The sequence below is a fragment of the Photobacterium sp. BZF1 genome (assembly GCF_014349205.1).
Lineage (GTDB): Bacteria > Pseudomonadota > Gammaproteobacteria > Enterobacterales > Vibrionaceae > Photobacterium.
Map to the genome: position 1 here is coordinate 13,090 of NZ_JACSOF010000058.1, position 23,689 is coordinate 36,778.

Genomic DNA, 23,689 nt, shown 5'->3' on the forward strand with positions numbered 1-23,689 from the left:
TGATCTTTATGAGTATAGATGGTTATCACTGTTATCTAACTGAATTAGATACCCTTAACCCCAATGCCAACTAGAATCCCCTCAGACAAGCAAGTCAGTGACCGCATTTGCCGACTCAACAACAGCATCATGGTACCCGTTGATAGCAAGCATCTTGCTTACCAGGACGTCAACCAATACCATCGAGCCAACTTTACCAGCTAGCGCCCCACCATTAACGGCTGTCTCTGCGGCTGCAGCGACCAGTTGGTAGTCTGCCAACTCCGACAGCGGGCTCGACTTCACATTACTCAGGGCGAGGATGGCACAGTCAGTCTGGTGGGCAACCTTAACAGCATGCAATACATCCTTGGTCGAACCTGAGCTTGATACCACAACCAAAGTGTCATGGTGGTCAAACTGGGAAGCCGATATTGCTGCTAAATGCATGTCCTGGTAACACGTTACGCGTTTACCGAGCCTAAGTAACCGGTAGCTCAAATAGTCAGCGACAATGCTGCTGGCCCCTACCCCCAATACGGTAATATGCCGAGCATGGTGGATATGGCTAACAAATCTTTCCATGCTTGGCTCATCAATTAACTGTCTGGTCAAACGCAAGGCTTGGTCGACTTCGTTGAAAACCGGATAGGGCTCAGGGCCCTTAGCAGGGTCGTCTTGTTGACCACATTCAAGGGTCAGGGCCAGTTTGAACTCAGCATAACTGCGGTAGCCAAGCTCCCGACACAAGCGACTGACGCTAGATACACTGACCTGTGCCTGCAAGGCCAGATCAGTCACCGTCAGCCTAACCACTTGTTGTGGGTTCTCCCGTATGTAGACTGCCAGTTGAGTTAATGTCGGACTCAGAGCCGGCATGAGCTGCTGGATATTGGCAAACAAGGGGGTCTCAACCATATTCATCGGTTCACCTTTAGCTTTATACCCAATTCGAAGGTCCTTCCCCACGGTGCATAAGTCTCTACCGTGATATCTTGCGGAAGAGAGCACGCAGTCAAATCACGGTATTGTTGCAGTAATCGCTGGGCTGTATATTCCATTGCCTGTGACTCTAGCTCAGGCTTATAAGATGTGTGGCCGAAGGACGCATCCGCGAAGTAACGCTCTAGCAACTCGCTACGTACCACAGACTGGTAGCAGACATCTTCGAGTACATGGTAAGCCACATTCTCTACCACAGCAGGTTTCCCAATATCAGCTATCATCCCGGCTCCCAAGGTTGTCCCGAGTGTATTGCAGTTGGTATTCCACCCTTTATAAGAGGCCAACTGCCCAAGGATACCAAGTTTGTTAAGAAAGCGGATTAGCTCAAGATCACCACCATTGGCAAAGGCACTATCGGCCACCACGACTTTCTTGCCCGCTTCTAGGTAGTCTTTGATCCTAAGCGCAAAGTCCTGCAGGTTTCGACCAGAGCTATAGGTTAGATCCTTATTACCCTGCTGGGCGGCTTCCTGCATAACCTTACCCGGTGCATTAATCGCTAATACCAAATCGGCGTCTTGGCTGTTATCACACCATCGGCCACCGACGGCACGAATATGTGATTTCACCGATTCATTCATCGGCCGATCTTCATATAGTGGGATGATCTGCGGGCCAAGGGTCGATGCATAGAATGGGAAGACCTTCGGCAGTTTGCCATGGTATTCATTAAATGCCCGGCCAAGCAGGGTTACCCCCACCTCATCAGCACCGGGATAGATGGCAATATCAAACGAGAGATCCTGCTGCTCGATGTATTCCAACACTTTTTTCTGATCCAGTGCAGTATACCCATATGGGCTGGAGTCATCTTGAGGGATCACCAGAAAATCAATGACCTTGTCTTTGACCAGTTCAGCGACAGCCATGTTGACTGATGAGTTGAAGCGACGACGGCTTTCAAAATCTGCTAGCACACTTTGTGGTACTGCATCATGGAGGCCAGCAAGGCACTCGTTCTCATCGGCATCCAAGCCATGGCGTGCCTGCTTGTCCTGCAAGTACTTTCTTTTGAAGATTTCGGCACCAAAATCGTCATAGTATTCGGGCTCTTCATCGCTGGAACTATAGCTCGGACAGCGCATAATGCAGTTATAAGCGTAGATTTTAGTATCCGGGAACTCATCCCGCAGGCGACGAAGATTGGCAATAAACGCTTCTTTGTCTTCTTCCTCTAATGCATGAAGCCGAGATGGGATCAATCCACCATACATCAGCATTTCTACCGACAGGATCACCGCATCAGCACCTGCCATATTGTCAAACACATACTGCCAAATCTGCTCGGTATTTGCCGGGCGCTTTTTATTACTCAACAGCGAATCGGGGACGTTAACCAGTTCAATATCGGCGGTGTTGGCAATGTACTCGGGGTAGAGTTTGTTACATGGCCTTTCGTCTAAAGGAATAAACAAGGTTTTCATAAGCATTCCCCCTTAAGGTCACAGCCATTGACTTGGTTAAGGGCTATACCATGCTGCTTGGCGAGTGCACAGGCACGACCTGCGGCATCCCCCATGTCGCGGCAAGTGTGCTGAATACGGATACTCGACTGCATTTTGAAATCACAGGAAATGATCCTGCCAACGAAAATTAAATTAGCCACTTCCCCACAAACGAGTGAACGATAAGGGATCTCATAGTATTCACCCTTGTCATATTTCTTCTTGAATGACTCGTCTTCGACATCAAGGTCATCGCTGTGGATATCGATATACCAATCCCCCCTCGCAATGCCATCATCGAACTTGCGGCGCTGGGCATAGTCATTAGCCGTCATCACATAACGCCCTTTGACGCGGTTGGACTCTCGGACCCCGAGCATATTGGCTTCCTGGGAAATAAACGCTTGCTCAAACCCCGGAATATTAGCGGCAAGGAAAGCTGCCAGTTGATGCTGCATCTTGCGGCCATAGCGCACATACTCCGAGAAGACCTGGGGATCTTCAACATTACCCAACTGTGGCATTTGCGGGTTGTTGAAAGACAGGCTGCCCGGTTTACCCGGCATCGAGAAACCTTGGATGTAACGTGCAATCTCTGGCGTCAATTCGCCATTTTGCTGAGCCTTGGCAAACACTTCCAAGAGGTCGCCGCAAGCTTCAACACCCGGCACGTGGACAAACTCCATGAAGGTTTCATCTGCCGGATCACAGAAGGTGTAATCCGCCTGAGCCAGGTACTGGCGCAGGCGGTCAAAGTTGATGTTGGCCATTTCAAAACGAAACGATACTGACTGGCGGCTACCATCGGTATCACCCGTCATCAACTGGGCACCAGCAAACCGCGATAATAGCGCGTCACCAGAAGCATCAATAAATTGCTCGGCTTCAAACATGTAGAAATTATCAAAAATCAGTGCCGTCACTGACTGAATTATCCCATTGTCAGTATCAGCAGTTATCACGGTCGCATCGTAAAATATCTCGACACCGTTTTCAGTCAACACTTGCTCATTGAGCAATTTGAAGCTCTCCGGGGAGTACAATTCCATATTTCCCGGCAGGGTCAAACGGCCCTGGCCTGCCATATGCTCGCGATAAGCACGGGTTAACATATCCGCGGTTGCAGAGCCATGTACATGGGAAGGCATAAAAGGCGTAACCATTGCATTAGCCTGGGTGCCGGTTAGCGCAATGCGTTTCTCAAGCAAGGCCACTTTCAATCCTTGCAATGATGCCGATAGAGCAGCAGCAACACCTGCCGTACCACCACCGACCACTACAACATCGTAGCCAGCATAAGTCTTATTGGGTTTCACTTTCATCCCCTATAAATAATTCGTCAATTAGCAATGGGTTAAATGGTGCCTGGCAGGTTCGGTGGGCAAAGCGGTTGCTGGCAATCTCAGAGGGGGAATGCAGGTGGCCGTAAAACGACTTACCCAGCAGGGTCAGCCTGACAACCTTGCGTTGCAGGATCGGATCCTCAACTTGTCCTGATATTTCCAGCAAGTGGAAAAACTCGTGAGCAAGATAGAGTGACTCGATCATTGCCGAACTTGCCTCAACGCCAATTCGAGACAGATCCGCAATAGCCTGATCAATACTGTCGCGGTAAATCAGCACTCGTTTGCCGAGGTTGTCTTCAATGATCTCTGCCCGCATCATCAAGCCGTGCTTGAGGGCCTGCTTTAGATTTCGGGTATATTCAATCTTGTAGCCCGCTTGCTCAAAAGCCTGATGGAAGTTGGTGTGGCGGTATACATCCGCCACACGCTCACCCAATGCCAATGCCTGCTCCACGATGTCCTTACGCTGATCTACCGGGATCTTGGCGGCATATTTATCCATGTCCAGTTGCTTCAGCGCATAGGCAAAATCGGTATCAGACATCATTTACCCCTTTTATTTTTTGGCAGCCACCAGCAGGACATCCTGCTGGGCATCAAGGTGTTCCAGATCCATACTCATCATCGAACTAAGCTGGTCGGTGCTAAATAATCCGGAGTAGTCAAACATCCTCGATCCGGTAAAAGCATAAACTTTGGGGATAGTCTGGCCAGCATCAGAATAGGAAGATAGCTGGGCAACTAGGTTGTTAAGGGCATCACCATAACCGCTACGGGCAGTTTTGATAAACTGTGCGCCCTTAAGCTTAAGCGGGATCATGCCATCGTTTTTCACGACTGCGTAATGCTCTTCCGTCTTGCGGATCAAATTGAACAGCTTGCGTGACTCCTTCGGTGCCTTGACGATGTGGAACGCGCCAGACTGGGCTTTGGCTTGTACCAATTTGCGGTCCACCGAAAACACATCTGCTACCTTGGCGGTAATGGCCTCTTCGGTCAGGTTCTCCGCCCCACCATCATTGGAGAACTCAGTCGCGCCGGTTGCTGTGGCAATCAAGATATTACGTTGCTTGTCTACCTCAATGGCAATCTCAACCGATTCTTCCTTGGCTCCCTGGGCAACAATCTGATCCATAATATCGGCACGGATCTTCTGGATATCACTCGATGACGGGTCAACCACCGAACGTTCAATCTGTTCACGAACCATCGCCATTGCCACACCAATCGTTGAAATATAAGGTGCGTTCTTAGCCGTTTTCGCTTTGAAGCCGTATTTCTCACCCAGTGCGAATGTGGTAATCGCAGCACTACCGCCACCACCGACAAACTCGATATACTCTGGGTTCACCTCGTACTCTTTGATCATCGGGCCAACGATGTTCCAAATCTTTTCACAGGCAATATCCATCACATCACGAGCGACTTCCTCAACCGTTTTACCGCAGTATTCCGCCAACGGTTGCCACGCAACACGTGCAGCTTCTACATTGGCATAGGCGTAATCATCTTCCGGGACATAGCCAAGGATATTGGCGGCACCAGCAAGGGTATAGGCGTAGTCCCCCTGGTCGGACGTAATAATCGCATGGTCCGGGCTATCGCCCGGCAACGGGGTAATTTCCTTCAGTTTGGCATTCGTCACCGGCGCATCGACGAAACACTCATAGTGCTTGTCAGCAAGGTGGGCCGAACGTGGACCGACATCAATGACCTTGCCACCGGCAATGCGGATCATCGAACCACCAGCAATACCTAGGGTACGGACATCCAGTGCCTTGAGGTAGGTTTTATGTTTACCGACTTGAGCATTATTGACGATAACTTTACCGTCTTTAATCACTGAAATATCAATCGAGGTACCACCAACTTCAAAAAACACCCCGTCGGAGATTTTTTCGTACATCAATGCGCCGGCAACACCGGCAGCCAGGCCAGATAGCATGGTGAGGATTGGCCGCTGACGGACCTCGTTCACCGACATCACGCCGCCATCGGCACGCATGATCATCAGCTCAGAAGGAATACCGACACGCTTGACCACTTGCTCGGTCATATTTGCCGTTTCGATCATTTTCGGGATCAGCGATGCATTGACTACCGCAGTTCGCGTTCGCATCCGTAGGCCATATAGCTGGGAGATCTCATGGCCACTGGTTGCATAAAGCCCCTTCTCTCGAGCCAGTTCAGTGACAAGCTTTTCCAAATGAGGATCATCTACCGCATAGGCTTCAGAAGCGACAATCACCTCGCACCCTTGGGCAACCAACTCATTAATGGCCTGTTCCGCTTTTTCTTTGGTGATCTCATCTACATCGAAATAGCTGAACTCGGTTTCAAGGAACTTACCCGGAGCCAACTCAATATGTTTGACATTCAATTCGTTGAATGCCGCCTTGCTCTTACCCATCCCTATGATGCCAACTTTTGCCACGTCGCCTTCCAACAAGGCATTGGTTGCCTGTGTCGTGCCATGGGCAATAAACACCACTTGCTCAGGGGAAATATTATTGTTGGTCAGCACTTCGTTGATGATCTCAACAATGCCCTGGGCCACACCATCTTCATGGTGGTGGGTTGTTGGCCGTTTGGCCTTGGCGATCACTTCGCCCGTCTGGTTATCAATAACCACGGCATCGGTAAACGTACCACCGACATCAATACCAATTCGTACTTTACGCATTCTTCTCTACCTTATCAGTGTGCATGAGCGGGTGCCCGGCACCCGCACCGTGGGTTAAATCAATGGGATTTGGTCGATAACAATGGCCCAAGTCAGGGCAATGAAGGTGATCACCAGGCCGACCCAGAACAAGCTTTTGGTAATGTCATTCGGGTCAACTTGGACGAAGTCGGCAATCCAGATATTCTGCGAGTTTGTCGGGTCACCGAAGCCCTGCATCATACCGGTTGAACGAAGTACCCAAACTACAGCAATCGGTGAGAAGCCGGCAGTTGCAAAGATAGCAGGCAGTGAGCCACCGATACCCCATGAGTTCAATGGACCACGGTACAGCACCAATGGTGTCGCAAGGGTAAAGCCAACCACATACGTCATTGGGCTTTGCAGCATTGCAACCAGTGTTTCGATAGCAGGAGTAATAATCGGCGTCACGGTATAGAACTGGACACCCCGGATAAGGATACCCAAGCCAATCAGCAGCACCACGGCACCAGCCACTTCTTGGGTACCCTGTACGAAAGACTGGGCGATTGCATTTACTTTATCTTTGATTTTGCAGACAAAAACGGTGTAGAGGATACCGACGATAATTGCCAATTCAGCCGTAATAACTTGCGGTAGCAAGTAGATTGAACCCAATACCAGAGCAACCGGGACAATAGGAGAAATCAGCGCCCAGTTGCTAAGCTCATAGGCTGATTGGGTTTTGCGGGTATGCCAGGCACTACGCTGTGAGTTCTTCACATTAAGCAGGATATACCCGACAGAGACGACGGCAGAGATAATAAACAAGGTAATTGCCATACGGGCAACAATCTCATAGGCGGCATCGTAACCACCGGCAATCACTGGCTCAAGGATGGTTGCAAAAAAGGCAAAGCCAGCTGGGTTCATGACTCCACCTGTTGTCAGGCCTAGCAAGATAATCGCGCCAGCCACCGTGCCCGAGATACCTGCAGTCATCATAATTGGCAGTGCCACCGAGCCAATCAGGATAACAGCACCAAGGCCACCGATAGCCGAGAAGATAACGACTGTCGCAAGGTAGAAAATAAAGGCAATCACGCGGACACGGTCCCCAGCGAGCTCAGCAGCTTTTTTAATAATCGCTTCGGCAATCCCTACTTTACGAAGCAATACCGCAAAGGCGCCACCGAAAATAGAAGCTGCAATGGTTGATGCCATCATTCTGGCACCATCGCCAAGCACCGCATTCATGATGCCTTGGACGGTTTCACCTTGGGCGTTTTCATGGGCAAACAGCCCCAACAAAGGCAACGTCCCCACGCTGGCAACCATTGCTGTCAGCACACCCATTATTGGAAGAGCAATCAAAGTGGAAATACGCTTGGTGATCATGGCATACACAAAGTAAACCAGTATCGCCGCGATTAAAAATAAACGAATCAGTTCCAAGTTCGTCATAGTTCGCCTCAAGAGTTACAGAGTAGATGGGGCATGCCTGCCCCATAACGTTCAAATTATTGGAAGTGTGCGATACGCACTGTAAGAATTTGTTTTGGTTTGATTTCTGAGACCGTCGCTAAGTGTCGGCCATCAAGGGCAACCACCCGGTAAGCCTTATTTAGACTAAATGGCTGGATGTCTGAAGTTGGGTTCCATACCCTCAGCTCAAGCTCATCCCCAAGGCGCCTGACCGCAGAGACCTGCAATGCCTCATTGCTGAGCACCACATTGTCCAACCATTTTTCGCTATGGCCTTGAAGCAACATCGGCTTGTGCCTGAACCATGCAGCACGGTTGCAAGACGCTGCCGGTTCAAACTCTGCCATCACCAAGCTAAAGCGATACTCATGCTGGCCAAGGCACTGCGCTTCTGGGGTGGGCAGGTCTGGCCCTGCACCATTGCCACGGGTTGAGAAATCACGGCGTGACAACCAGCCCACACTGCGTAGCAGGGTAATAGCCAGTTCGTCGCAGTCATCTGCAACCACACGGTATTCTGGTGTTCCCTGATGGATGTACTGAACCCCACCAGCATGGACAAAGCTCTGGCTCGGGTTAACTGAAACCTTGGCCTCTCTATTCGCCTGTACTGGGTTGTTATCTTGATAAACCACTTCACGGTTAACCACTTCAAACGCACTATCGGCATGGGTGACATCAAGTTTTTCGCCGGTAGGGATATGCAATGACAGGCGATGATCTCGGGCGTTGTTATGCCACACCAAGCGGCACTCAATGTGCTCGCTTCCCTTGAACAGGCGCACTTGCATCTGGCCATGACTAAGTACCTCAGTTTCTACCGCATGGCGCCGGTGCTCTGATAGCGCAGCAGGCTGCATCAACTCAATATCAAAGCACAGTTCACTGAATAATGGGTGCAAGCGCGTTTGCAGGTTGCCGCTCAACTTGGCCTGGCTAAAGTTATCCTGCATAGGAGGCGCAAAGTTGTAGCTATCCCCCGTATCCATACTGCTTTCAATACGGCCAACCCCGTTGAGTACCTTACCGCTTCGTTTGTCGGTGATAGCCAACGTGGCATCATCCTGCAGTTCAATACGGTAGATATCATTTTCGATAGAGCGGCGGCATGCCTGTTCGGCGATTTGCACAGCCTGGCGTTCAGTCACGGTAAACTCGCAATGGGACAACCCCTCAACTTCAGAAATAAAGCCAAGCTCATACCAGTGGCCCTCAATCCGATCCGGGAAATCATCGATCGGTGAGGTGAAACGGAAGCCTGGCTCAGCCTTAATCACCACAGGCTCAAACTCATCGCCTCCCTGTTGCGTGAGCACCAAGTGTTTACGTAACTCGCCTTGAAGGAAGATCTTTTCGGTGATCCAACCTTTATACCGTTTAGGGCTTGGGTTAAACAAAGTGAAGCGGGCATCATCGGCAAACGGGTCCACGTTACCTTCACCATTCTTTTCATCGCTGATACAACCGAGAGATAGTAAAGCCATCGATTCCATGGCATCACAACGTTGGGCCAGTTTCTCAGTCCTAGACTCCATTTCTCGGTGGACTTCATCGACAGAGCAGCCACAAATAGAATCATGGGCATGCTGTACCAGCAGCATTTTCCAACTTTCTTCCAAATATCTATTTGGGTAATGTTCGATCGGAGCCATTGCCAGCAACGGCTCAACTTGTGCAGTCAGGCGGTCTTCACCCTGTTGGTTCTGTTGCTTGAGGTAACGGCGGGTAGACAGTACATCCGGCAGTACAAATGCTTTTTCATTACCGCGCAGCTCACCCTGCATAGCAGGTAATTGCTCCAGCGCTAACCCTTGCTGTAGTTCATTGATGTATTCAGTCAGGTTGCTCTGCTTGAGCTGATAGTGGTCGGACTGGGCGCTGAACAGTGCGATACGTTCAGCCATGTTGCCCTCAGAAGGACGCAGGTGGTCCCCACCTTGAGTCAGGAGCAACTTGTCACCGCTAGCGCGCTCGGTAATTTTATCGAGATACACGTTGATGCCTTCAACAAAGTTGTCGATGTTCAACGGGTGCTGGTAGTAGCCTTCGGTCAAAAACAGCATGAATACTTCACTGCCATCTTCAGCCTGCCAGCACAACTCGGATGATTGCTGATCGATACCACGCCACATCACGGCATTATTTATATCGAAGCCTTGCAGTAGCTGAGGCATCTGACCAATGTGGCCAAAAGTATCTGGCAGGTAACCAACCTTCTGGTAGTTACCCAGTGACAGCGCCAGTTTACGGCCAACCTCAAGGTTTCGGATCAGGCTCTCACCACTGCAAAGAAACTCATCCGCCATCACATACCATGGACCCAATACCAAGCGGCCTTGTTGCATCAAGGTATGCAGGCGCTCGGCCAACTCAGGCTCACAAGTGGCCAGCAGATCTTCTGCCGCTACCACTTGGCCATCAAATAAAAAGCTATCAAGTTCATGATTCTCAAGGGCTGATGCCACCCGCTCCATTACCCTGATCAAACGAGCACGAAATGTTTCAAACGGGAAGTACCACTCCCTATCCCAATGCGTATGAAAAACAACTGAACAAATTTTCTTAGTCATGATTTATATCCCAGGCCACATTTAGCTGCCCGTTAAGTCTTAATCTTGTTGATGTTTGATTGATTCGAAGTGGTTGAAAACCATACGGGCTGCACCGTACATACCGGCATCATTACCGAGGATTGCCGGCCTTATCGGGGTCATCACGCTGCATTCCTTGAGGTGGCGGGCCAATAAGTCCCACCAATAATCACGGGAGTTGATCATCCCGCCGCCTAGCAGTACCAATTCAGGATCAACGGTCCAACGAATGTTGGCGATGGTTTTTGCAAGCAACTTGAAGAAGTCTTCGACAGCCACGATCACCTTGGGATCACGGTTAGCATAGGCTTGGATGATGCTTATACCGTCTGGGTAGTTATCATGTTCCTGTGCTGGCAATTGGAATAGCAAGGTTTCACGTAAACCTGTGCCTGATAGCAAAGATTCGAGGGTTACCCAATGTTGCGGGCGGTAAGGGTGTGGTACTTCCATCCTGCCCCAGTGGCCTGCCAGGAATCCAGCACCATGAACCAATTCACCGCCACTCGACATCGCGCCACCAAGCCCAGTCCCCAGAGTTAGCATCACCACGTCTCGGTAATCTTTTGCCCCACCAAGCCACTGCTCGCCGAGCAGCGCGCAGTTGACATCGTTATCGGTACAAACATGCAGGCCGAATTCTTCCTCGAGCAAATAACCTAGCCTTGTTCCACGCCATTGCGGCAGGCTGTCGGTAGCGTCGATAACCGTACCGGAGCGCACATTGATCACACCAGCAGCAGAAATACCAATTCCCATCAACAACTTGCCTTCTCGGCGAGCGCGGGTGAGCAGTGGTGCAATAGCACTGATAATGCTATTCATAATACCTTCACGACCGTTGGAGATATCGGTTGGATAGGTATTGGCAATGACCAACTGACCCTTTTGGTCAATCAACCCAGCCCGGATTTTGGTTCCCCCCAAATCCAACCCGAGAGCAAGTTCACTCATTACACATCCTCCGAGTAGCTTGCCATGGCATCGCTGAAGCGTTTGGCAATCAACTGAGGACGGGTAATTGCTGAACCAACAACCGCCGTGTATGCACCGGCTGCCAACACCTGGCCCAACTGTGCTGGGCTCCAGATGCGGCCTTCGGCAATAACGGGAACGGATAGCGACTGGCTTAAGCGGCGAATCAAAGAAAAATCGGGAGTATCACCGCGATGTTGAGTCTCCGGGGTATAACCTGACAAAGTGGTGGAAACACAATCAGCGCCAAGCGCCTCAGCAACGATGCCTTGTTCGTAAGTAGCGATATCTGCCATCACCTGGCGGCCTGCGGAATGGATAAGCTCGACCAATTCTTCAACTTGTTCGTTAGCTGGTCGGGCACGCCCTGTCATATCCAAGGCAACCATTTCTGCGCCCGCTTCTATGATAGCTATCACTTCTTTCTTTGTTGGCGTAATGAAGATTTCCGAGTCACTGTAATCTTGTTTAATCAGGCCAATGACAGGGATTTCAGGGAAGGCAGATTTTACTGCACGGATATCATCAACTGATTGGACACGGAGTGCTTTTGCCCCACCATCCAATACCGCGCCGGCCATTTTTACCATGGTCTCAGAGCCATGTAATGGTTCATCTGGCAGCGCCTGAACCGAAGCAATCAATTGGCCTTTTAGTGCCTGTAACATAATCAACCTCTGCATAAATATTCTTTTACTTTGCTCTTTTTTGCTAAAGAACGGCTAGCAGAACAAACTAAAAGAAGCTTTTCTTTCTTATCAATCACTTAGCCGACAGCGAAATTTCAGGGATATTTCCCCTTGTTGGTGGAGCGAATGCAGAATAATAAAAATTTTCATAGCCCGAGATTTGCGCGGGCTTTTTTTTCATTCAGGTGATCAATATCACGTAGTGGGGGTAGTTTTGTGATGAGTGCAGCGATCAAGATCACACGACATTGTTCAGGCTGTTTTCAAAGCCATTCAATAAGTCAAAATATTCGTGTTAGAGGATAGGAATAAATCAGAAAAAAGCTGTAATCATATGATTTAAAACATTAAAAATAACCAGTCATCACCGGGCACGATCAAGTTCACAAAAACACGAAGGTGATGGGCATCACACAGGGAGGGAGATATCGCAGCCGGCTTTCGATAAGGATCACTTATTGAGGATTTATTCACCATTCACTGAATGAATCTTGAATTTTTGCTGAATAATCGCTGCGACAAATGAACATCTAGCGAGACCATAATGACAATTACTACAAAGAACACGCTTCTGTCAGCAGCAGTAGCACTGAGCCTCTTACCTAGCATCGCCATAGCCAATAATGGAGGCTGGATCCAGAATGAAACCGAGTATCGGCATTTCCGTTATGACTACGATAATGCGCCCAACCCATATTCCCGTGATGAAGTAGAAGTCAACAAGAAGCTGTTGCAGGGTATGCTTCAGCTAACAGAAAATGTAGACCTGTGGCTTGACCTTCGCCGTATTGATTACTTCACCGATTTTGATGATGGCCGTGGGATGGTCAAAAATGGTTACCACTGGGACCATGAGGCCCATCTGCGTTACCATTTCCGTGGCTTGAATTTCTGGGGTCGCGAGTGGACTTTCCGCCCAGCCTTTGCATGGGAAGGGGACTGGAACTTCAAAAATACAAACAATGACTTCAACTGGAGTTCCAATGACTACTACCTGCAGTTTGACTTCCTGACCTCTTTTCCCAACGGTATCACGCCTTGGGATAATGGCAGCCACACCTTGAACTTCCGCCCACTGTTAACCGAATACATTGTGTTAGGTGGTGCGAGTAAATTCCATGAAGACGGCAATACTGGTAACGTCCGAGGACACCGTCAGCAGGTGATGAATTTCTTCCTTGTCTCGAAATGGAACGACCGCCTAAGCTCTATCGTGAGCTTCCGTAACTACTTGGATACCATGGCAAAAGATGGCATTAAGTACCATTATGGTTCAGAGAACGAAATGTGGTTTGATATTATCCAGCACGAAAACTTCAAGCTGACGTGGCACAACAAACTCGAGTTCTATCTCGGTATGGATGATTCGAGCGAAGTGCTAAGGGATAAATTCGTCGAATTCTACACCCGTATTGAAGCCAGTTACCGTAAAACTTTCGATAATGGTATAACAGTAACAGGCTTGGTTGGCCAAGATATGTGGGATTACCACTACAATGACAGCCCTTGGGTTGGCGGCGAATACAGCCGAATGGAAACCATCGGTAAACTCACCATTAACGTCCCTTTGGGCTACTAACTTAACAGCAGGAAATCTATGTACCGTCTTGGCCTTGATATTGGTGGAACCAAAATTGCCGCCGCTGTATATTCTCCGGCAGGTGTTCAGGTCTACTACCAGCGCTATGAAACTGAAAAGCAGAGCTATATTGCGTTCATCGCTCAAATAAAACAGATCGTGGGCTGTGCAGCCAACCAGATCCCAGAGCGATTTAGCATAGGTATCGGCTTACCGGGAGCTATCTGCCCGAATAGCGACAAGATAAAGAACTCCAATATTCTGATCCTCAATGGCAATGCCTTAAAAGAGGATTTGAGCCGGGAGTTGGGGCAGCCAGTATGGCTGGCCAATGATGCCGACTGCTTTGCGCTTAGCGAGGCAATTAACGGTGCAGGGCAAGACTTCCATAGCTGCTTTGGTGCCATATTAGGTACAGGTTGTGGCGGCGGTGTTGTTTATAACAAGCACCTTGTCAAAGGGCCAAATAATGTAGCCGGTGAATGGGGCCACAACCCTTTAGCTGATTACCACCCGGTTACAGATGGCACGCCCGAACCCTGTTACTGCGGTCGAAATGTCTGTAACGAAAGCTTTCTCTCTGGAACCGGTTTTGCCAAAGGGTATAACCAAAAACACCAGACTGCGCTTAACAGTAAAGACATTATGGAGCGAGCTAGCCATGACCAGTCAGCCCAAGCACACTATGAGCTTTATCTCGATCAGTTGGCTCGGGCTTTGGCCCAGGTGATTAATTTCTTTGACCCTGCCGTTATTGTGCTAGGTGGGGGCATGTCGAATCAACAAAGCCTATATGATGACCTGCCGTCACGGCTCGGCCAATATGTCTTCGGTGGTGTGTGCAATACCCCTATCCGCCAAGCAAAACTTGGCGATGATAGTGGTGTACTGGGTGCTGCATTGCTTCCTGTATAAATTAGCTTCCTGCATAAACTGTCCCCCTGTGGTGGCTGCCCGGATCTTGGTTTAGGCAGCTATCACCCCAATAAAAAAGGTTGCCCATAGGCAACCTTTTCTTATTTTGATTCAGGCACATCAAACCCAAAATGCAGATAAGCACGGTGGGTGGCAATACGGCCTCGCGGCGTACGCTGCAGGAAGCCCTGCTGGATAAGATACGGCTCTAGCACATCTTCGATAGTATCTCGCTCTTCACCAATAGCCGCGGCAAGGTTGTCCAAACCAACCGGCCCGCCCATGAACTTGTCGATAATTGCCATCAGCAATTTACGGTCCATATAGTCAAAACCGCTGCTATCGACATCGAGCATATCCAGTGCCTTGGCGGCAACATCCGGGCAGATATGACCATTGCCTTTGACCTCAGCAAAGTCACGCACGCGGCGCAGCAAGCGGTTGGCAATACGCGGTGTGCCACGGGCACGCATCGCGACTTCAAGCGCACCGGCTTCTTCCATCGATAAATCGAGGCAACTTGCACTGCGCTGAACGATACCTTTGAGATCTTCCACCTTGTAATATTCAAGGCGCTGGGTAATACCGAAACGGTCGCGCAGCGGGGAGGTCAACGAACCAGCACGGGTGGTGGCACCAATCAGGGTAAATGGCGGCAGGTCAATTTTGATAGAGCGGGCAGCCGGCCCTTCACCAATCATGATATCCAACTGGTAGTCTTCCATCGCCGGATACAGCACTTCTTCAACCTGTGGGCTGAGTCGGTGGATCTCATCGATGAACAGCACATCGTTTTCTTCCAGGTTGGTCAGCAGCGCTGCCAAATCACCGGCCTTTTCCAGCACCGGGCCTGAAGTCGTGCGGATACTCACGCCCATTTCATTGGCGACGATATTCGCAAGCGTGGTTTTACCCAATCCTGGCGGGCCGAAAATCAACAAATGATCCAGGGCTTCATCACGCAATTTGGCTGCTTTGATGAAAATTTCCATCTGATCACGGACATGGTCCTGCCCCTTGTAGTCTTCGAGCAATTTCGGGCGGATCGCGCGATCGATAATGTCCTCTTCGCGCGTTGTCGGATAATCACTGGCGACCAGTCTGTCTGCTTCTATCATCAAGCCTTACCTACATTCACAATCAATAAAAACAGCAGTTAAACCATTGAACGCAGTGCGTCACGGATAATGGCTTCGCTAGTCATTTCCGGCTGGGCAACCTGAGCCACCACTTTCGATGCTTGCTGTGGTTTATAGCCAAGAGCAACAAGGGCACTGACCGCTTCATCTTCGGCGCGGGCTTGGGAGGCTGTATCTTGTACCGGTGCATTCGATGCGGCGGTATCCAGCGCTGGCGTAAACAGATCGCCCTCCCCCCAACCTTTGAGGCGGTCCTTCATTTCAACCACCAGGCGCTCGGCGGTTTTCTTACCAACACCAGGGATCTTCACCAAGGTTGTCACATCTTCATTCTCGACGCTTAGGACAAACTGGCTAGCTGTCATTGCCGATAGGATAGCAAGGCCAAGCTTAGGGCCTACACCGTTAGCTTTAATCACCTCGCGGAACAGGTCGCGTTCACTCTTCTTGTTGAAACCATAAAGCAACTGCGCATCTTCACGCACCACAAAGTGAGTAGAGATAACCGCTTCACGGCCAACTTCTGGCAACTCGTAAAAGCAGCTCATCGGCATCTGGACTTCATAGCCAATGCCGTTCACCTCAAGCAATACTTCAGGTGGTTGTTTTTCAAGGATGATTCCACGTAGTCGGCCAATCACAGTAAGATCTCTTTTCTCAATCCACAAAATTGGCTCTAGGATAGTAAAGAGCTGGATGTATATCCAGCTCTTTTTTCTGCCTGATGATTACCCCAAGCCAAACATCACGCCATACGCTGGCGCAGTCCCACGACCTGATTCAGGCTTTCGGCCAGTGCATTGAGTCGCTCAACCTGCTCTGCTAGCAAGGCTCCTTGCGAGGCTACCGCATCAGATACCTGATTGGTTTCCACTACGCTGCTGGCCACGGCCTGGCTGGCTGACGTCAACTCCCTCAGCGCTTCGACCTGCTGGCTAATATTTTCTGCCAATTGGCTCACATCGCCAGAAATACTGCTCACTTGCTCGATGATCCCCGTTAGCTCAGTGGTGCTGCTTTCGATAACCGCCTGCCCTTGTGATACTTCACGGCGGCTGCGTTCAAGCAAAGCGCGGATATCCACCGCAGAGCTATTGCTCTTGGCTGACAGTTCACGAACTTGATCGGCGACAACCGCAAACCCCCTTCCCTGCTCGCCGGCTCTTGCGGCCTCTATCGCGGCATTAAGTGCCAGTAAATTAGTTTGCTCTGCGACCGAGGTGATCACATCGGCGACCGACATGATTTCATCATTACTGCTCAAGATACGGGCGATTGCTTCCTTGGAAGCCTGAAGAGATTCAGAACTGGTTTCCGCCTGACGGTAAATAATATCGCTGCGCTGTTTCAACTCGGTCACAAACTGATCGGAGGCCTCCATACCTTGGGTAAGGTGCTTAACCTGCTCGCTCATCTGCTCGGCAGCACTGGCCTGTGATTCACAGTTTAAGTTGAGAGTCCCTACCTGCTGGTGCAACTCGGTCGACTGCTGCTCAATCACGGCAGAGACATCACTCAGTGATGCAGCATTGCCACTCGCCTTATCGAGCACTTCAGCCAACTGGCTCGCTCCCTGCTTAGCCTGCTCGGCAATTGCTTCACTAGACTGGTGAGCAGACTCAGCATGCGAAATAGCCTGCTGCCGTTGGCGCGATGCCCATGCCTGTGCCATCACTATCACAACTAGGGGTAGCAAAAAGCCAGACCAGGTTTCTACCGCCAATGCCGAGGGATTAAGCTCAACATTAGGAAACACCTGACCGGCTAAGTGACTGTTGACCATCCAACCGGATACCATGACAACCAGCAATGACCATGCGGTAGCCATATACAGCCTTGCCGATAAATAAAACGCCACAATCAATAACGGTAGCCAGAAAGCTTGGGTCGATTCTACGATGCCACCGGTTTGGTAAATAATATTGACCGCATGGATCACCATGCCAAGAAATCCGACATTCAACGCCGCTTCTGCTTGTTTGCTCAGTCGAAAGGTGATTCCGGCCAGGCACTCAAGCATTACCAGCAAAACTGAAGTCATCACCAATGCACTATGGTCATGGCTATACCACTTGAACAGGCTATATATGCCGACAAAGAAAGAGGTGAGGGTAAAAAACAAAAAAGTATCGACGTAGCGAGCACCATCGCCCTGCCAACTTGCGTTTGCAGGCATAAATAGTGCACGCCAAATAGCCAATGGCGTCATGGAATCCGTTCCTTATTCTGTCTGAATTATTATTGTTCGCTCTTTAGCGTTGATCTGCAGCGATCACCATCACTTGGTCATATGACCTCCGACCAATATATGCCAAGAAACAATATCGCAACAAAACAAAAAAGCAGCCAAAGGCTGCTTTTTTGATCAAACACTCATTATGCAAGCATCTTACTATGAAATATAAGACTTTGTATTAAAGGCAGTTATCGATAACGTCCCCGACGAGCGCCACGGGCCTGACCTGCCATAGCGACCAGTGTTTTATGGGTATGGGCATGACAAATCGCCACGGCCAAAGCATCGGCTGCATCCGCTTGTGGTTTACCCGGAAGCTTAAGTACCGAACAAACCATGTGCTGTACCTGTGCCTTGTCTGCTCCACCGGTACCTACCACAGCCTGCTTGATTAAACGGGCTGCGTACTCGCTGACCGGAAGATCGGCATTCACCGCCGCGACAATCGCACTACCGCGGGCCTGGCCCAGTTTCAGTGCCGAGCTGGCATTCTTGCCCATGAACACTTCTTCGATAGCAAATACATCGGGCTGGAACTGAGTAATCACCTCACTCACCCCGGCATAGATTTGCTTGAGGCGGCCTGGGATATCCTCGACAGAGGTGCGGATACATCCGCTGCCAAGGTATTCAAGATGTCGCCCAACTTGACGGATCACCCCATAACCGGTGATCCTTGAGCCGGGGTCTATCCCCAAAATAATAGACATACTCTTGAGACGTTACAGCTGAGCCGCAACCTCATCGGAAATATCACCGTTGTGATACACTTCCTGGACATCGTCCTGATCTTCCAATGCATCAATCAAGCGCAGTAGCTTAGGTGCCGTGTCGGCATCCAACTCTGCCTTGGTAGACGGAACCAAAGTCACCTCAGCATTCTGGGCTTCAAAGCCAGCGGCGTCCAACGCATCTTTTACCGGGCCGAAATCTGCTGGCGCAGTGTATACATCGATAGAGCCGTCGTCATTGGTTTCGACATCATCCGCGCCGCCTTCCAGAGCCGCTTCCATCACTGCGTCTTCATCAAGGCCTGCTGCGTAGGAAATTACACCTTTCTTGTCGAACAGGTAGTTCACGCTGCCATCGGTACCCAAATTACCACCGGCTTTAGAGAACGCATGGCGAACGCCTGATACCGTGCGGTTACGGTTGTCAGTCATACACTCAACCATTACCGCCGTACCACCCGGCCCGTAACCTTCGTAGATCACGGTTTCCATGTTGTCGTCGCCTTCACCACCAGCACCACGGCTGACAGCACGGTTGACCGTATCACGGGTCATGTTGTTTGATAGTGCTTTATCAATTGCTGCGCGCAGGCGAGGGTTATTGTCGATGTCGCCACCGCCTTCTTTTGCAGCCACGACGATCTCACGGATCAGCTTGGTGAAGATCTTACCGCGCTTGGCATCCTGTGCCGCTTTACGGTGTCGGATGTTGGCCCATTTACTATGACCTGCCATATCACACTCCAATTTCTTGCTCGCCAAATGGCGAATGTTCCACGAATAACCAACCTAATATTTTTTAATTAAGTGCCAGGTTCGGCTTGAGATTAAAGGTTGGGTAAATTTAGCCCTAAAACAAAGACTGGCCTTTCGGCCAGTCTTATTCAAGGTTGTTGCTTACTCTTGCTCGGCGCTTTCTTCTTTCGCCAAGTTGACCGCAATCGCCAACTCTTCAAGCGCGGCCGGGTTAGCCAGGCTCGGTGCGTCTGTCAGAAGACACGCAGCTGCCGTTGTTTTCGGGAAAGCAATCACGTCACGGATGTTTTCCGTACCGCAAAGTAGCATCACCAAACGGTCAAGGCCGAATGCCAGACCAGCGTGTGGTGGTGTACCGAACTTCAGTGCATCCAATAGGAAGCCGAACTTCAGCTGCTGTTCTTCGGCATCAATACCTAGAAGATCGAATACTGCAGACTGCATTTCAGCGTTGTGGATACGTACAGAACCACCACCAACTTCGTAGCCGTTGATAACCATGTCGTAAGCGTTAGAGTTAGTTGCAGCTGGGTTCGCTTTCAGCTCTTCCGGGCTCACGCCAAGAGGAGATGTGAACGGGTGGTGCATCGCGTGAAGGTTACCTTCGTCGTCTTCCTCGAACATTGGGAAGTCTACAACCCATAGCGGTGCCCAAGCATTAGTATCTGTCAGCTCAAGATCAGTACCTAGCTTCAGACGAAGTGCGCCCATTGCTTCTTCAACAATGCGCTTCTTGTCTGCACCGAACAGGATGATATCGCCAGACTCAGCCTGAGTACGGTCAAGCAGCTGTGCAACCACTTCTTCGTTCAGGAACTTAGCCACTGGAGACTGAACACCTTCAAAGCCAGCTTCGCGGTCATTCACCTTCATCCATGCCAAGCCTTTCGCACCGTAGATGCCAACGAACTTGGTGTACTCGTCGATTTGCTTACGTGTTAGCTTAGCGCCACCCGGTACGCGGATAACTGCAACACGGCCTTTTTCGTCGTTTGCAGGGCCTGAGAACACTTTGAAGTCAACATCTTTCAAGATGTCAGCTACGTCTACAAGCTCAAGCGGGTTACGTAGGTCCGGCTTGTCAGAGCCGTAACGGCGCATTGCTTCTTCGAAAGGCATGATAGGGAAAGTGCCAAGGTCTACGTTTAGTAGCTCTTGCCACATTTCAGTGATCATACGCTCAGTCACGCCACGTACCTGCTCGGCAGACATGAATGAGGTTTCGATATCGATCTGGGTGAATTCTGGCTGACGGTCAGCACGTAGGTCTTCGTCACGGAAACACTTAACGATCTGGTAGTAGCGATCGAAGCCAGACATCATCAGCAGCTGCTTGAATAGCTGTGGTGACTGAGGCAGAGCGTAGAAGCTACCTTTGTGAACACGGCTAGGTACCAAGTAGTCACGTGCACCTTCTGGTGTCGCTTTAGTCAGAACTGGTGTTTCGATATCTAGGAAGTCGTTGCTGTCTAGGAAACGGCGAACAAAGCTCGATGCTTTCGCACGTAGCTTGATGCGGTCGCTCATTTCAGGACGACGTAGGTCTAGGTAACGGTACTTAAGGCGCTGCTCTTCAGTGTTCTTCTGGTTGAAGTCTAGCGGTAGCACGTCTGAGCGGTTGATGATTTCCAGGCCAGTCGCCAGGATTTCAACTTCACCCGTTGCCATGTCTTTGTTTACTTGGCTTTCTGGACGTACACGTACTTCACCAGTTAGGCGAATACAGAATTCGTTGCGCAGTTGGTTAGCGATCTCGAATACATCTTTCATATCCGGATCAACAACAACCTGAACAATACCTTCACGATCTCGCATATCAATGAAGATAAGACCGCCTAAATCACGGCGACGGTTAACCCAGCCGCATAACTCTACTGTTTGCCCTGCTAGGGACTTGTTCAGGTGACCACAATATTGGGTGCGCATATGAAATTCCCGATCTGTTTACTAACTTTCCTGTGCGTATGGCACTGCCCGAAGCAGCCGACCACACACATACTGAATCCTTCCCGGCCAATTTGGTTAAACATCGCGCAACTATCGCGCTCAGTCAGGCCGAGAGACAAAAATAACGAGGCATTATATACCCAAGCGCCGTCAACATACATGATCCACGAGAATTAATTGGCAATCCGACCCAACAGCGAACCATTGAGCTGGCAGCCAACCTCTGGCCTAGTACTTTGTATTTTGAACATGCAGGGGAAATAAAGCGAAATACCACTTTAGGGAAAAGTACCCAATAAGATCAAGGAAAAATCCAAGATCAATGACTTAAAAGATTGACCTAGCACTAAAAGCCTAAGCACAATGACGGGTAAACCCTGTTTGGAAGCCTCGCCATGTCCACAACTCACGCTAACCTCCCTGTTCGCCTCGGCCTTGCCATGTGGTCCCATAACCAGTGGCAGCAAAGTTTATATGGTAGCGGCTGTAAAGCGAGTGACAGGCTTGCTCGATATGCCGAGGTTTTCCATACGGTCGAGGGCAACACGACCTTCTATGCTACGCCGGGGATCCCGACAGTTAAGAAATGGCATGAAGCGACGGGAGACAACTTCCGTTTCACCTTTAAACTGCCGCAAGCCATTACCCACCAAAACCAGTTGGTGCACTGTGATCAGTTGCTGGCCGATTTCTTTACCACCATGGCCCCGCTCGAGGGTAAAGTTGGCCTGTGGAAAATCCAGCTTCCGGCCCAATTCGGCCCAACCGCACTACCTGCTCTAGAAAAGTTCTTGCAGAGACTTCCAACCAACTACCCTGTGGGCGTCGAAGTACGCCACTCGGCATTCTTTGCCAAGGGGGAGGAAGAGAGACAGCTCAACCGCTTGCTGGTCGAGCGAGGGGCCAACCGCATTATCATGGATAGCCGCCCGGTATTTGCCGCCCCGCCAACTACCGAAGCGGTAATAGACGCCCACCAGAAAAAACCTAAGGTTCCGGTGCATGCTATTGCCACCGCAGACTCACCGATGATCCGCTTTATCGGCCACCCCGATGACGCCAGCAACGACGCTTTCTTTGCCAATTGGCTAGTCCGCCTGCCCCAATGGTTACGTGACGGCAAGCAGCCTTACCTGTTCATCCATACCCCGGACAACAACCATGCGCCAGAACTGGCAACACGGCTATACCGCTTACTGCAGCAAAAAGCGGCAGATGCAAACCTACCCGATGTCGAGTTACCCAAGGCTGAGCCTGATCCGCAGATAGATTTATTGTAATGGGGCTGTGGTGCTTTAAATAATCTAACCCTTAAGCTAACCACATGATAACTGGTAGATAGTAAGATGATCCGAGGATATTCGACAGATGTGATGTTCACTGTCTTCGTTGTTTCTCTGACGCAGCATCTTTCTGAATTACCGCATGAAAAATGGACAAGTAGAACTATTCAATGGAGCTATGACGAAATACTGAGCAAAAATATTTAGTTGAAACTAGCCTAGCGCTAATAAAAAAGCCTATAAAACATAAATTTAAATACTTTCACTCATTTGAGAGTTCAGAACTCTGGGAATTAGCTAGACTAACGAAGTTTCAATGGAAATTAGTGGCTAATTTGAGTTAAAGTACGCGTTTCAAGATAACGATTAAGAAAATATCATACAGTTGCCTTCAACGAAGGCGCTAAAAAGCACGAAAACACCTCGGAGAAATTAGTGAACACCTTGGAATTCAACCTTCAAAGTAAAGATAATAACTTTAACTTAATCAGGGCATTAGCTGCTTTAGCCGTCATTTTTTCTCATAGCTTTATCCTAGCTGAGGGGAGTGTAACAAAAGGCGATCCCATTTCGAGTTTCTTCGGAACAGTCATCTCTGGTTTGGCTGTCGATATCTTCTTTCTTTTAAGTGGCATTTTAGTTACAAAAAGTCTAATAGATCGAAATAGTATTAAAGTTTTCACTATTTCACGTGTTTTCAGAATTTTCCCAGCACTATTGGCTTCGATACTGTTTTGTATTCTTATCGTTGGTCCTTTGTCCACTAATCTTGGTTTAGTAGAATACCTTTTTCATCCAGAGACTAAATCTTTTTTGATCAACAACATGTTTTTGTTTGATCGCATCATTCAGTTTTCTCTGCCCGGGGTATTCCAAGATTTACCATACCCTGTTGCAGTTAATGGCTCATTATGGAGTTTACCTTGGGAAGTACTAATGTACTC

The 23,689-nt window shown here is 49.7% G+C and carries 19 protein-coding genes; 4 read left to right on the forward strand and 15 right to left on the reverse strand.

The window, feature by feature from the left end; all coding sequences use genetic code 11:
- Positions 1 to 81 precede the first annotated feature (81 nt).
- Genes BIZ37_RS14420 through BIZ37_RS14460 form a run of 9 tightly spaced genes read right to left on the reverse strand, consistent with a single transcriptional unit; the run spans position 82 to position 12,153 of the window.
- Positions 82 to 903, reverse strand: coding sequence for a MurR/RpiR family transcriptional regulator (locus BIZ37_RS14420; protein ID WP_187462092.1), 822 nt, complete (start codon positions 901 to 903; stop codon positions 82 to 84).
- The gene (locus BIZ37_RS14425) at positions 900 to 2,408 is read right to left on the reverse strand and encodes a DUF4127 family protein (protein WP_187462093.1); all 1,509 of its coding nucleotides are present in this window, start codon (positions 2,406 to 2,408) and stop codon (positions 900 to 902) included. The genes BIZ37_RS14420 and BIZ37_RS14425 overlap by 4 nt, the downstream gene beginning before the upstream one ends.
- On the reverse strand, positions 2,405 to 3,745 hold the full coding sequence (locus BIZ37_RS14430; protein ID WP_187462094.1) for an FAD-dependent oxidoreductase: 1,341 nt from the start codon (positions 3,743 to 3,745) through the stop codon (positions 2,405 to 2,407). The genes BIZ37_RS14425 and BIZ37_RS14430 overlap by 4 nt, the downstream gene beginning before the upstream one ends.
- Positions 3,732 to 4,322: a hypothetical protein gene (locus tag BIZ37_RS14435; protein WP_255526767.1), complete on the reverse strand. Its 591-nt coding sequence runs from the start codon at positions 4,320 to 4,322 to the stop codon at positions 3,732 to 3,734. Before BIZ37_RS14435 ends, BIZ37_RS14430 begins: the two co-directional genes overlap by 14 nt.
- A 9-nt stretch (positions 4,323 to 4,331) precedes the next feature.
- A complete protein-coding gene (locus BIZ37_RS14440) occupies positions 4,332 to 6,458 on the reverse strand; it encodes a hydantoinase/oxoprolinase family protein (protein ID WP_187462095.1) in 2,127 nt (708 codons plus the stop codon).
- 54 nt (positions 6,459 to 6,512) lie between these two features.
- The gene (locus BIZ37_RS14445; RefSeq protein ID WP_187462096.1) at positions 6,513 to 7,883 is read right to left on the reverse strand and encodes a transporter; all 1,371 of its coding nucleotides are present in this window, start codon (positions 7,881 to 7,883) and stop codon (positions 6,513 to 6,515) included.
- Positions 7,884 to 7,939: 56 nt separating this feature from the next.
- Positions 7,940 to 10,474, reverse strand: a complete 2,535-nt coding sequence (locus BIZ37_RS14450) for a glycoside hydrolase family 38 C-terminal domain-containing protein (protein ID WP_187462097.1) — start codon at positions 10,472 to 10,474, stop codon at positions 7,940 to 7,942.
- Between the two features lie 39 nt (positions 10,475 to 10,513).
- Positions 10,514 to 11,449 (reverse strand): ROK family protein, encoded by a 936-nt coding sequence (locus BIZ37_RS14455; protein ID WP_187462098.1) that lies wholly within the window; start codon positions 11,447 to 11,449, stop codon positions 10,514 to 10,516.
- Positions 11,449 to 12,153, reverse strand: coding sequence for an N-acetylmannosamine-6-phosphate 2-epimerase (locus BIZ37_RS14460; RefSeq protein ID WP_255526768.1), 705 nt, complete (start codon positions 12,151 to 12,153; stop codon positions 11,449 to 11,451). The genes BIZ37_RS14455 and BIZ37_RS14460 overlap by 1 nt, the downstream gene beginning before the upstream one ends.
- A gap of 550 nt (positions 12,154 to 12,703) precedes the next feature.
- Between BIZ37_RS14460 and BIZ37_RS14465 the strand changes: the two genes are divergently transcribed.
- Together BIZ37_RS14465 and BIZ37_RS14470 are read left to right on the forward strand one after the other, a co-directional pair.
- Positions 12,704 to 13,738, forward strand: coding sequence for a hypothetical protein (locus BIZ37_RS14465; protein WP_187462099.1), 1,035 nt, complete (start codon positions 12,704 to 12,706; stop codon positions 13,736 to 13,738).
- 18 nt (positions 13,739 to 13,756) lie between these two features.
- On the forward strand, positions 13,757 to 14,653 hold the full coding sequence (locus BIZ37_RS14470; protein WP_187462100.1) for an ROK family protein: 897 nt from the start codon (positions 13,757 to 13,759) through the stop codon (positions 14,651 to 14,653).
- Positions 14,654 to 14,754: 101 nt separating this feature from the next.
- Here the strand turns inward: BIZ37_RS14470 and ruvB are convergent, their stop codons facing one another.
- From ruvB to aspS, 6 genes are all read right to left on the reverse strand, one after another.
- The gene (gene ruvB / locus BIZ37_RS14475; RefSeq protein WP_187462101.1) at positions 14,755 to 15,771 is read right to left on the reverse strand and encodes a Holliday junction branch migration DNA helicase RuvB; all 1,017 of its coding nucleotides are present in this window, start codon (positions 15,769 to 15,771) and stop codon (positions 14,755 to 14,757) included.
- Between the two features lie 38 nt (positions 15,772 to 15,809).
- Positions 15,810 to 16,433: a Holliday junction branch migration protein RuvA gene (gene ruvA, locus BIZ37_RS14480; protein WP_187462102.1), complete on the reverse strand. Its 624-nt coding sequence runs from the start codon at positions 16,431 to 16,433 to the stop codon at positions 15,810 to 15,812.
- A 104-nt stretch (positions 16,434 to 16,537) separates the two neighbouring features.
- Positions 16,538 to 18,001 carry a methyl-accepting chemotaxis protein gene (locus BIZ37_RS14485; protein ID WP_187462103.1) on the reverse strand — a complete coding sequence of 488 codons (1,464 nt, stop codon included), beginning with the start codon at positions 17,999 to 18,001 and terminating at the stop codon, positions 16,538 to 16,540.
- A 215-nt stretch (positions 18,002 to 18,216) separates the two neighbouring features.
- Positions 18,217 to 18,738, reverse strand: a complete 522-nt coding sequence (gene ruvC / locus BIZ37_RS14490; protein ID WP_039458823.1) for a crossover junction endodeoxyribonuclease RuvC — start codon at positions 18,736 to 18,738, stop codon at positions 18,217 to 18,219.
- Positions 18,739 to 18,750: 12 nt separating this feature from the next.
- Positions 18,751 to 19,494 (reverse strand): YebC/PmpR family DNA-binding transcriptional regulator, encoded by a 744-nt coding sequence (locus BIZ37_RS14495; RefSeq protein ID WP_107298570.1) that lies wholly within the window; start codon positions 19,492 to 19,494, stop codon positions 18,751 to 18,753.
- A 162-nt stretch (positions 19,495 to 19,656) separates the two neighbouring features.
- Positions 19,657 to 21,441 (reverse strand): aspartate--tRNA ligase, encoded by a 1,785-nt coding sequence (gene aspS / locus BIZ37_RS14500; RefSeq protein WP_107298569.1) that lies wholly within the window; start codon positions 21,439 to 21,441, stop codon positions 19,657 to 19,659.
- Between the two features lie 416 nt (positions 21,442 to 21,857).
- On the opposite strand from aspS, the gene BIZ37_RS14505 reads away from it, so the two are divergent.
- Together BIZ37_RS14505 and BIZ37_RS14510 are read left to right on the forward strand one after the other, a co-directional pair.
- Positions 21,858 to 22,742 (forward strand): DUF72 domain-containing protein, encoded by an 885-nt coding sequence (locus BIZ37_RS14505; protein ID WP_255526769.1) that lies wholly within the window; start codon positions 21,858 to 21,860, stop codon positions 22,740 to 22,742.
- Positions 22,743 to 23,180: 438 nt separating this feature from the next.
- A partial coding sequence (locus BIZ37_RS14510) for an acyltransferase family protein (RefSeq protein ID WP_187462104.1) occupies positions 23,181 to 23,689 on the forward strand: 509 nt, incomplete at its 3' end.